Below are 10,702 nucleotides of genomic sequence, written 5' to 3'. Positions count from 1 at the left end.
CGGGCGGGAGCGGGGCGGGGGCACGGCGGGAGCAGGGGGCGCCACGGGCGGCGGGCCGTCCGCAGGCCGCGGCGCCGGCGGTGGCACAGCGCCCGGCCGCGGCCCCTGCTCGGTGTTCATGTGGTAGCCCCCTGAAGCGAATTCGGACCGCCTGGTGCGCCTGGTGGGGTCACTTTACGGTCGATGGCGGGGACAGGGGTACCTGGTCCGCCGCCGCGGGGCGCGCTTTCCGGCCGTCACACCGGTGCCGGGCGTCACGGCCGTCACAGGGGCGACGCCGCCGCGTGCCTCACTCCGGCGTCACATAGGCGGCCGAGATCCCGCCGTCCACCAGGAACGTGGCGGCGTTGACGAAGGAGGCGTCGTCACTGGCCAGAAAGGCGACGGCGGCGGCGATCTCCTCCGCCTCGGCGAACCGGCCCATGGGGACGTGCACCAGCCGGCGCGCCGCCCGCTGCGGGTCCTTGGCGAACAGCTCGGTCAGCAGCGGCGTGTTGACCGGGCCCGGGCAGAGCGCGTTGACCCGGATGCCCTCCCGGGCGAACTGCACGCCCAGCTCCCGGGACATGGCCAGCACCCCGCCCTTGGCGGCGGTGTAGGAGATCTGGGAGGTGGCCGCGCCCAGCACGGCCACGAAGGAGGCGGTGTTGATGATGGAGCCGCGGCCCTGGCGGCGCATGTAGGGCAGCACGGCCTGGCAGCACAGGTACACCGAGGTGAGGTTGGTGAGCTGCACGCGCTGCCAGGCGTCCAGGCCGGTGGTGAGGATGGAGTCGTCGTCCGGCGGCGAGATGCCGGCGTTGTGGAAGGAGATGTCGACCGAGCCGCAGGCGTCGTGCGCGGCGGCGAACAGGTCGACGACGTCCTCGGCGTCGGTGACGTCGGTGCGCACGAACAGGCCGCCGGCCTCCTCGGCCGCGGCCCGCCCGGCCGGCTCGTCGATGTCCGCGCACACCACCCGGGCGCCCTCGGCGGCCAGCCGGCGGACCGTGGCCAGGCCGATGCCGCTGCCCGCGCCGGTGACCACGGCGGTGCGGCCGGCCAGCCGGCGGCAGACGGCGCCGCCGCCCTGACCGGGCGCGTCGGGACCGGTTCCGGTCACTCAGTCCTCCTCGGTGGAGATGAACACGTTCTTCGTCTCGGTGAAGGCGGCCAGGGCGTCCGGGCCGAGCTCGCGGCCGAGCCCGGACTGCTTGAAGCCCCCGAACGGCGTCCAGTAGCGCACACTGCTGTGCGAGTTCACGGACAGGTTTCCCGCGTGCACAGCGCGTGACACACGCAGGGCGCGGCCCACGTCCCGGGTCCAGACCGAGCCGGACAGGCCGTACTCGGTGGCGTTCGCCAGCCGCACCGCCTCGTCCTCGTCCTCGAACGGGGTGACCACGGCGACGGGACCGAAGATCTCCTCCACCGCGGCGCGGGCGGGCGCCCGGTGCCCCTCCAGCACGGTCGCCGGGTACCAGAAGCCCGGGCCGCCCGGCACGGTGCCGCGGATGGCGGCCGGATGGTCCTCGGGGACGTAGCCGCGTACCCGCTCCCGCTGGGCGGCGGAGATCAGCGGTCCCATGCCGGTGGCCGGATCGGCCGGATCACCCGCCCGGACCGCCAGCACGGCGGGTTCCAGCAGCTCCAGGAACCGCTCGTAGACCGGGCGCTGGACCAGGATGCGGCTGCGCGCGCAGCAGTCCTGGCCGGTGTTGTCCAGGAAGGAGGCGGGCGCGGTGGCGGCCGCCCGCTCCAGATCGGCGTCGGCGAAGACGATGTTGGGGCTCTTGCCGCCGAGTTCCAGGGTGAGGCGCTTGACCCGGCGGGCGCAGGCGGCCATCACCGCCCGGCCGGTGGCGGCCGAGCCGGTGAAGACCACCTTGGCCACGTCCGGGTGTCCGACCAGCGCGGCCCCGGTGACCGGCCCGGCGCCGGGCAGCACCTGGAACAGGTCCTCGGGGAGCCCGGCGGCCAGGGCGAGCCCGGCCAGCCGCAGGGCGGTNAGGTCCTCGGGGAGCCCGGCGGCCAGGGCGAGCCCGGCCAGCCGCAGGGCGGTCAGCGGGGTGGTCTCGGCGGGCTTGAGCAGGACGGCGTTGCCGGCCGCCAGGGCGGGGGCGGCACCCCAGGCGGCGATCGGCATGGGGAAGTTCCAGGGCACGATGACCGCCACCACGCCCAGCGGCTCCGCGAAGGTGACGTCCACACCGCCGGGCACCGGGATCTGCAGCCCGGTCAGCCGCTCCGCTCCCCCGGCCGCGTACTCCAGCAGATCCCGGACATTGCCGGCCTCCCGGCGGGCGGTGCCGATGGTGTGGCCGGCCTCGGCCACCTCCAGCCGGGCGAGTTCCTCGGTGCGGGCGTCCACCTCGGCGGCGAAGCGGCGCAGCAGGCGGGCCCGGTCCGCGGGCGGCAGCGCGGCCCAGCGCCGCTGCGCGCGGACCGCGCGGCGCACGGCGGCGCCGGCCTGTCCGGGCGTGGTGCCGGGCACGGTGGCGACCGGCTGCTCGGTCGCCGGGTTGACGACGTGGAGTTCGTGCTCGGGCCCGGGAGCCGGGCCGGGCTCGCCGGCGGGCTGCTGGTGCACGACGTGCTGCCTTTCGGGTGGCGGGCGGTGCCGTTGCCGGCCTGCCGCGGCGGGGCGGGGCGGGGCGGGGCGCGGAGCCGCGGCGGTCACATGCGCTCGAAGGAACGGAAGCGTTCCCAGTCGGTGACCGCGGTGTCGTACGCCTCCTGCTCGACCCGGGCCATGTTGTGGTAGTGCTCCACCACGTCCTCGCCGAAGGCGTCCCGGGCCAGGGCGCTGTCCCGCCACAGCGCGGCGGCCTCCCGCAGGGTGGCCGGGACGTGCCGGGCGCCGCCGGTGTAGGCGTTGCCGGTGCAGGGCTCGGGCGGCTCCAGCCGCCGCTCGACGCCGTGCAGCCCGGCCGCGATCATGCCGGCCACCGCCAGATACGGGTTGACGTCCCCGCCGGGCAGCCGGTTCTCCATGCGCAGCGCGTGGCCGTGGCCGACCACCCGCAGGGCACAGGTGCGGTTGTCCGGCCCCCAGGCGACCGCGGTGGGCGCGAAGGAGCCGGGACGGAACCGCTTGTAGGAGTTGATGCCGGGGGCGTAGAGCAGGCTGAACTCGCGCAGCGCGGCGAGCTGCCCGGCCAGGAAGTGCCGCATCACGGCCGACCGGCCGTCCGGCGCGCCCCCGTCCGCGAACACCGGGTGGCCGCCCCGGTCGCGCAGCGAGAAGTGTATGTGGCAGGAGTTGCCCTCGCGCTCGTCGAACTTGGCCATGAAGGTGAGCGCCACGCCCTCCTGGGCGGCGATCTCCTTGGCGCCGGTCTTGTAGACCGCGTGCTGGTCGCAGGTGGTGAGCGCGTCGGCGCAGCGGAAGGCGATCTCGTGCTGGCCGAGGTTGCACTCGCCCTTGGCGGACTCCACGGTCAGCCCGGCGCCGGCCATCTCGTTGCGGATGCGGCGCAGCAGGGGTTCGATGCGGCCGGTGCCCAGCACCGAATAGTCGACGTTGTACTGGTTGGCCGGGGTCAGGCCGCGGTATCCGGTGTTCCAGGCGCTCTCGTAGCTGTCCCGGAAGACCATGAACTCCAGCTCGGTGCCGACCAGCGCCGTCCAGCCGTACTCGGCCAGCCGGTCCACCTGGCGGCGCAGCACCTGGCGCGGGGATGCGGTCACCGGGGTGCCGTCGTGCCAGGCCAGATCGGCGGTGATCATGGCGGTGCCCGGGTGCCAGGGGACGCGGCGCAGGGTGACCGGGTCGCCGTGCATGGCGAAGTCGCCGTAGCCGCGCTCCCAGGAGGACATGGCGTAGCCGCCCACGGTGTTCATCTCGGTGTCCACGGCGAGCAGGTAGGTGCAGCCCTCGGTGCCGTGGTCGAGCACCTCGTCGAGGAAGAATCCGGCGGCGAACCGCTTGCCCTGGAGTCGGCCCTGCATGTCGGTGAAGGCCAGGACGACGGTGTCGATCTCCCCGGTGCCGGCGAGGTCGCGCAGTTCCTCGACGGCGAGCGGGGGCTTGCGGTCTGCCACGTGCGGCCTCCCTGTCGGCTGGTGCCGGGGCGTCTCAAGGTAGCGGTGCAGACCTCTGCCCGGGAAGCAGGACCCGGTATGACCGATGCGATCCCGGCGGCCGGACCGGCCGGCGCCGGCGGGCTGGGCATCAGCCGGGTGACGCTGTGCGAGGTGCGGGAGTGCTGACGGTGCTGCAGGGGGGAACCCGGGTGCGGCGGGCCCGGGCGGGTAGTCGTCCGGTGCGGCAGGCGGAGACGACGGAGGTGACGGCGTGCCCGGGATCCGGCCGCTGATCGGTATCAGCACCTATCTGGAGGACCAGGCCCGCTGGGGCGTGTGGGAGCTGCCGGCCGCGCTGCTGCCGGCCGGCTACCACCGCCTGGTGCAGCGGTCCGGCGGGCTGGCCGCGCTGCTGCCGCCCGACCCGGCACCGGGCGCCGCCGCGGCGGCCGTCACCCGGCTGGACGGACTGGTCGTCGCCGGCGGCCCGGACGTGGACCCGGCCCGGTACGGAGCCGGGCCCGGTCCCCGGACCGGGCCGCCCGCCCGGCGGCGTGACACCTGGGAACTGGCGCTGATCGGGGCGGCGCTGGCGCGCCGCCTGCCGCTGCTGGGCATCTGCCGGGGAATGCAGCTGCTCAATGTGTCACGCGGCGGCACCCTGGTCCAGCACCTGGACGGACACCGCGGCCCGGCCGGGCGGTTCGCCTCCCACCCGGTCACACCGGTGCCCGGCACCCTGCTGGGCTCCCTGCTGGGCGACGCGGCCGTCACCGTGCCCGCCTACCACCACCAGGCCGTGGACCGGACCGGCGACGGGCTCACGGTCTCCGCCCGGGCCGAGGACGGCACGGTGGAGGGCCTGGAACTGCCCGTGGACACGCACGGCTTCGCGCTCGGCGTGCAGTGGCATCCGGAGATGGGCGACGATCTGCGGCTCACCGAGGCACTGGTGCGGGCGGCCTCAGCGCACGGCACCGGCCGCTGACCGCGCCGGACGGCCACCGGGCGAAGCCGGGCGCCCCGCGTCCGTCCAGACCACGGCCGACAGCCGGAACAGGGCCGCGCCGGCCAGCACATGGACCACGCTGACCAGCAGCGAGTCCGGCAGCGGAGCGAGCAGCGCGAGCAGCGGGAACAGCACGGCATAGCCGAGGGCGGCGGCCCGGGGGAACACCCGGGCACGCACCATGGCGGCGCCGAACAGCACACTTCCCAGGACGAACAGCACCACCGCACCGAGCACGGCGGCCAGCGTCGGACCGGCCATCACCTCCTCGGCCACCTCCTCGTCCAGGAAGAACAGCACCAGGTTCAGCGCGAAGGCCGCTCCGGCGAACAGGCACAGGCCGAGCAGATTGACGGCATAGGCGAACGGCTCGAACCGCCCGCCGCCGGCCGCACCGCGGCGCCTTCGCTGATGGAGGTACAGCCCGGTCAGGGCGGGCGCGCCGAGGGCGGTGCCCAGCCCGATGACAAAGCTGGTCGCCGCGGTCTCGCCGGTGAACGCCTCCACCGCGCCGGGCACGCCGATGGAGAGGGCCAGGACCACACCGCAGACCGCGCCGAAGCGCAGCAGCCACGTCTCGGACATCCAGAACTCCTTGTCTCGTGCTGTCTCGTGCTGTCTCGTGCGTCGTGCCGCACGTCGGCTCAGGGGGTTGTCCCTCGGGGACGGGACGCGGTGACCGTAGGCGGGCGCGGGGCGGGCGGATAAGTGCCGTCCGGCCGGAAGACCGGCCGCGGTCCCGGCCGTTGTGCCGATCGGCACATGACCTCGGGCCAAGCCGGCCGCCGGGCGATTGAAGGGCCGCCCGCCCGCCGCCTAGCCTGGCCGCACAGCGGCGGGCGCGGCGCCCGCGGTCAGTCGGGAGGCGGCAGATGTCCCACACCACCACCCGGTCCGCCGTCCCCGGCACCGGTGCCGCCGCCCGCCCGGGCGCCGCCCCGCGGCCGGACGCCGGCCCGGAGACGCAGCCGGAGACGGGACCGGAGGGCGCTCCGTCCCCGGTCCGGCGGGCGCCGGTGGTTCCCGCCTCCGCCCGCTGGGTGGGCGTGGTGCTGTACACGGCCGTGCTGCTGGGCGGCCTGTACTACGGGCTGCTCGTCGAACGGCCGGTGGCGGCCGGGCGGCTGGCCGGGTTCACCGCGGCCATGGCGGCCCTGTTCGCCCTGGAGGCACTCCAGCACCGCCGCCGCTCCCGCCCGGCACACCGCCCCCCGGCCCGGGAGGCGGCCGGGCTGCTGCTCGCCCGGCTGCCGCTGTTCGTGGCGGCGGTCTGGCTGGAGGGCTCCGGAGTGGCCCGGGCGCTGTACGTGCTGATCCCGTTCACCGCCTACTTCGCCTTCGGTCCGGCCGTGGCGCTCGCCCTGGCCGGCGGCTGCACCGCGCTGCTGCTCACCGGCTACACGCTGACCGTCCCGGGCTGGTACGCCGAGGCGGAGTACGTCTCCGACCTGGTGATGTTCGTGCTGGGCCTGGCGATGGCGGTCTCCATGGCGGCCATGGCCGCGGGCGAGCAGCGCGGCCGGGCCCGGCTGGAGGAATCCCACCGCCGGCTGTCCGCCTATGCCGCGCGGGTCGCCGAACTGTCCACCGCGGCCGAGCGCAACCGACTGGCCCGCGAGATCCACGACAGCCTCGGCCACCATCTCACCGCGGTCGCCATCCAGCTGGAGAAGGCTGCAGCGTTCAGCGACCGTGATCCGCCGGTCGCCGCCCGGGCCCTGGCGGACGCCCGCTGGTCCGCGGACCGGGCGCTGCAGGAGGTGCGCCGCTCGGTGCGTGCCCTGGGCGAGGACGGCACGCCGCCGTTCTCGCTGCCCGAGGCCCTGGCGGACCTGGTGCGGCACGCGGGCGGCCGGGACGAGCCGCGGATCGATCTGGACATCGGCGGGCAGGGGGCGGACGGCTACGGCCCGGCCGCACTCACCGCCCTGTACCGGGCCGCCCAGGAAGGGCTGACCAACGCCTGCCGCCATGCCGCCGCCACCCGGATCTCGGTCTCGCTGGACCTGGGGCCGTCCGCGGCCCGGCTGGTGATCGGTGACGACGGCCGCGGCCCCGGCGGCGCGGCGGCGCCCGGCGAGGGCTTCGGCCTGCGCGCCATGCGCGAACGGGTGGGGCTGCTGGGCGGTACGGTCACGGTCGCCGCCCGGCCGGGCGGCGGCACCGTCCTGACCGTCACCGTGCCCCGGGCGGCCGGCGCATGACCGGGGAGGAGGCGGTGCGGGTGCTGGTCGTGGACGACCAGGAGCTGGTCCGGGAGGGCATCGCCTCACTGCTCGCCCTGCAGCCGGGCATCGAGGTGGTGGGCAGCGCCGCGGACGGCGAGCAGGCCGTGGCGCGCAGCCTGGAGCTGGCACCGGACGTGGTGCTGATGGATGTGCGGATGCCCCGGATGACCGGGGTGGAGGCGGTGGAGGTGCTGCGCCGCCGCGCTCCGCGGGTACGGGTGGTGATGCTCACCACCTTCGACGACGACGAGTACGTGGTGCGGGCGCTGCGGGCCGGGGCCGGCGGCTATCTGCTGAAGAGCCTGCCCGCGGCGGAGCTGGCGGCCGCGGTGCGGCTGGCGCACGCCGGGGTGGCGCAGTTCGACTCCACGGTCACCCGCCGGGTGGCCGCCGCTCTGCTGCCCCCGGCGGCGGCGCCCGCGCAGACGCCCGCACAGACGCCCGCGCAGACGCCCGCGCAGACCGCCGCGGGGACGCCCCGGGGCCCGGGCCCGGCCGGCGGCGAGCTGACCGGGCGGGAGGTGGAGGTGCTGCGGCAGATCGCCACCGGTGCCACCAACCGGGAGATCGCCGCCCGGCTGTACCTCAGCGAGGGCACGGTGAAGAATCACATCTCGCGGATTCTGGGCCGGCTCGGGCTGCGCGACCGCACCCAGGCCGCGCTCTACGCCCGCGACCGGGGGCTGCTCTGATCCGGCTCGGCGGGGCGGCTCAGCCCGCGGCCGGGCCGGAGCGGAGCACGGCGGCGCCGGTGACGGCGAGACCGGTCGGCTCGCCGCGCCGGACCGGGACCGGGCCGGGGTGGCGGACGTCGACCGCGGTGTCCAGGCCGGGGACGCTGACCGAGACCACGGTGTCGTGGCCGAAGTAGCAGATGTCCGTCACCGTGCCGTGCACGCTGCCCGCCCCGGGCGGGCAGAGCACGAGCTGTTCCGGCCGCAGGATCACGGTGCCGGGCCCGTTGCCGGTTCCCGTACCGGTGCCGCCCCCGGTGGCGTGCCGGAGCGGGATGCTGCCCAGCGGCGTTTCCGCGGCCGTGCCGCCGTCGCCGGCCGCCCGGCCCGGCACCAGCACGGCGTCACCGACGAATCCGGCCACCCAGGTGTCGGCCGGGTGCTGGTAGACCTCCTCCGGGGTGCCGTACTGGGCCACCCGGCCGTCCCGCAGCACCGCGATCCGGTCGGCGGTGGACAGCGCCTCCTGCTGGTCGTGGGTCACCAGCAGCGCGGTCGCCCCGGTGGCCCGCAGGGCGGCCCGCACATCGGCCCGCAGCCCGGTGCGCAGCGCGCTGTCGAGGGCGTTGAACGGCTCGTCCAGCAGCACCAGGGCGGGCCGCGGGGCCAGCGCGCGGGCCAGCGCCACCCGCTGCTGCTGGCCGCCGGAGAGCTGGTGCGGCATCCGGTCGCCCATGCCGGCGAGGCCGACGAGTTCCAGCATCCCGGCCACCCGGTGGCGCCGGGCGGCGCGGTCCAGGCCGGACCCGCGGGGTCCGCCGAGGCCGAAGGCGACATTGCGGGCCACCGTCAGGTGCGGGAAGAGGGCGCCCTCCTGGGCGACGATGCCGATGGCCCGCTTCTCCGGCGGGATGTGCACGCCGTCGCCGGTGACCGTCCGGCCGCCCACGGCGACCGTGCCGGCATCGGCGGCCAGGAATCCGGCAACGATGCGCAGCAGGGTGGTCTTGCCGCAGCCGGAGGGGCCGAGCACGGCGGTGAGTTCACCGGATTCCACGGCCAGGTCCAGGCCGTCCAGCACCGGCCGCCCCGCGTCCGGGTCCCCGCCGGGGCGTCCCTCCCGTCCCGGCCGTACGGGCCGCGCGGGCCGTCCCGGGCGCCGGTAGCTCTTGGTGAGTCCGCTGATCCGCAGGTCGGTCATGCGCTGTTCCTCCTCAGGACGTGCCCGAGCAGATAGGCCGGGACGGCGGCGATCAGGATCAGGGTCAGGGCGTAGGGTGCGGCAGCGGCGTAGGCGTAGTCGTCGGTGTGCGTCCACAGCCGGGTGGCCAGGGTGTCCATGCCGCTGGGGCGGAGCAGCAGGGTGGCGGGCAGTTCCTTCATGATCACCACGAAGGTGAGGGCGGCGCCCGCCGCGACGCCGGGCGCGGCCAGCGGCAGGGTGACCTGCCGCAGGGCCTGGAACGGGGTGCGGCCCAGGGAGCGGGCGGCCTCCTCCAGTTCCTCCGGGGCCTGGAGCACGGCGGCCCGCACGCCGGTGACCGCCAGCGGCAGGAACAGCGCCGCATAGGCCAGGACCAGCAGCGGATACTGCTGGTAGAGCGGGTAGGCATAGCGCACCGAGAGGAAGACGAAGGCCAGTGCCACGGTGATGCCGGGCAGCGCGTGCCCGGCGTAGGCGGCCTGCTCCAGCAGCCGGGCGGTGCGGCTGCGGTACCGGGCGGCGACGATGCCGACCGGCAGGGCGAGCAGCACGGTCAGGGCGGCTCCGGCCGCGGCCACCGACACGGTGGACCAGGCGGTGGCGGCGAGCCGGCCCGGCTGCCAGGTGGCGGAGGAGCCCGCGGCGATCCAGTAGAGCAGGGTGGCCACCGGGAAGACCACGGCCGCGGCGGTGACCAGGCCGGGCCAGAGCAGCACCGGCAGCCGCAGCCGGCCCAGCGGCAGCCGGGGTGCCGGGCGGGCGGTGCCGCGGCCGGTGCGGGCGTAGCGGGCCCGGCCCCGGGTGCGCCGCTCCGCGGCGACGAGCAGCACGGTCAGCAGCACCAGGACGCAGGACAGCGCTGCGGCCGGGGTGCGGTCGAAGCTGGCCCGGTAGGAGGTGTGGATGGCGCGGGTGAAGGTGTCGTAGCGCATCAGCGAGACCGCGCCGAAGTCGGAGACCACGTAGAGCGCCACCAGCAGGGCGCCGCCGGCCGCGGCCGGGCGCAGCTGCGGCAGGGTGACGCGCAGGAAGGTGCGCAGCGGGCCGTGGCCGAGGGAGCGGGCCGCCTCCTCCTGGGCGGGGTCGATGCCGCGCAGCACGGCGGCGACCGGCAGATAGACGTAGGGGAAGCAGGCCAGGCTGAGGGCGAGCGCGGCGCCGGTGAAGCCCTGGACGGCGGGCACCGCGGAGAGCCAGCTGAAGGACATCACATAGCTGGGCACGGCCAGCGGCAGGGTGGCGAGCACCGACCACAGACGGGGGGCGGGCAGGGCGGTGCGTTCGGTGAGCCAGGCCAGGGAGATGCCGAGCAGCAGGGTGGCGGCGACCACCGTGCCGGTGAGGCGGAGGCTGTTGCCGAGCAGGTCCAGGGTGCGGGTGTCGGCGACCAGCCGCCAGGCGTGGCCGGTGCCGTGTTCGGTGGCCCGGACCACCAGGTAGACCAGGGGCAGCACGGCGAAGGCGGCGGTGAGCGCCGCGGGCAGGGCGAGGACCGGGGGGATGCGGCGGTCGCGCGGGCGGCCGGGGCCGCGGAAGTGCCGGAGCCGCCCGGGCCCCCGGCGGCCGGACACGGCCCGGTCCG

The 10,702-nt window shown here is 76.0% G+C and carries 9 protein-coding genes; 3 read left to right on the top strand and 6 right to left on the bottom strand.

The window, feature by feature from the left end; translation table 11 throughout:
• Positions 1–289 precede the first annotated feature (289 nt).
• From GQS09_RS23665 to GQS09_RS23655, 3 genes are all read right to left on the bottom strand, one after another.
• A complete protein-coding gene (locus GQS09_RS23665) occupies positions 290–1,102 on the bottom strand; it encodes a 3-oxoacyl-ACP reductase (protein WP_165989506.1) in 813 nt (270 codons plus the stop codon).
• Positions 1,103–2,569, bottom strand: coding sequence for an aldehyde dehydrogenase (locus GQS09_RS23660; protein WP_165989504.1), 1,467 nt, complete (start codon positions 2,567–2,569; stop codon positions 1,103–1,105).
• A gap of 86 nt (positions 2,570–2,655) precedes the next feature.
• Positions 2,656–4,023, bottom strand: a complete 1,368-nt coding sequence (locus GQS09_RS23655; RefSeq protein ID WP_165989501.1) for a glutamine synthetase family protein — start codon at positions 4,021–4,023, stop codon at positions 2,656–2,658.
• Between the two features lie 253 nt (positions 4,024–4,276).
• Between GQS09_RS23655 and GQS09_RS23650 the strand changes: the two genes are divergently transcribed.
• Positions 4,277–4,993: a gamma-glutamyl-gamma-aminobutyrate hydrolase family protein gene (locus GQS09_RS23650; protein WP_165989499.1), complete on the top strand. Its 717-nt coding sequence runs from the start codon at positions 4,277–4,279 to the stop codon at positions 4,991–4,993.
• Here GQS09_RS23650 and GQS09_RS23645 read toward each other — a convergent pair.
• On the bottom strand, positions 4,970–5,599 hold the full coding sequence (locus GQS09_RS23645; RefSeq protein WP_165989497.1) for a hypothetical protein: 630 nt from the start codon (positions 5,597–5,599) through the stop codon (positions 4,970–4,972). The genes GQS09_RS23650 and GQS09_RS23645 overlap by 24 nt on opposite strands.
• A 287-nt stretch (positions 5,600–5,886) precedes the next feature.
• Between GQS09_RS23645 and GQS09_RS23640 the strand changes: the two genes are divergently transcribed.
• Together GQS09_RS23640 and GQS09_RS23635 are read left to right on the top strand one after the other, a co-directional pair.
• Complete coding sequence (locus tag GQS09_RS23640) at positions 5,887–7,218, top strand: sensor histidine kinase (protein WP_165989495.1); 1,332 nt, start codon at positions 5,887–5,889, stop codon at positions 7,216–7,218.
• Complete coding sequence (locus GQS09_RS23635) at positions 7,215–7,934, top strand: response regulator transcription factor (protein ID WP_165989493.1); 720 nt, start codon at positions 7,215–7,217, stop codon at positions 7,932–7,934. The genes GQS09_RS23640 and GQS09_RS23635 overlap by 4 nt, the downstream gene beginning before the upstream one ends.
• A gap of 19 nt (positions 7,935–7,953) precedes the next feature.
• On the opposite strand, the gene GQS09_RS23630 is transcribed toward GQS09_RS23635, so the two are convergent.
• Entirely contained in the window at positions 7,954–9,117 is a 1,164-nt protein-coding gene (locus GQS09_RS23630; RefSeq protein ID WP_165989491.1) for an ABC transporter ATP-binding protein, read from the bottom strand.
• Positions 9,114–10,691: an iron ABC transporter permease gene (locus GQS09_RS23625; protein WP_165989508.1), complete on the bottom strand. Its 1,578-nt coding sequence runs from the start codon at positions 10,689–10,691 to the stop codon at positions 9,114–9,116. Before GQS09_RS23625 ends, GQS09_RS23630 begins: the two co-directional genes overlap by 4 nt.
• Positions 10,692–10,702: the final 11 nt, after the last annotated feature.

Origin of the sequence: Streptomyces sp. YIM 98790, assembly GCF_011421595.1 — a bacterium.
Lineage (GTDB): Bacteria > Actinomycetota > Actinomycetes > Streptomycetales > Streptomycetaceae > Streptomyces.
This window is presented reverse-complemented; position numbering and strand designations above follow the sequence as displayed.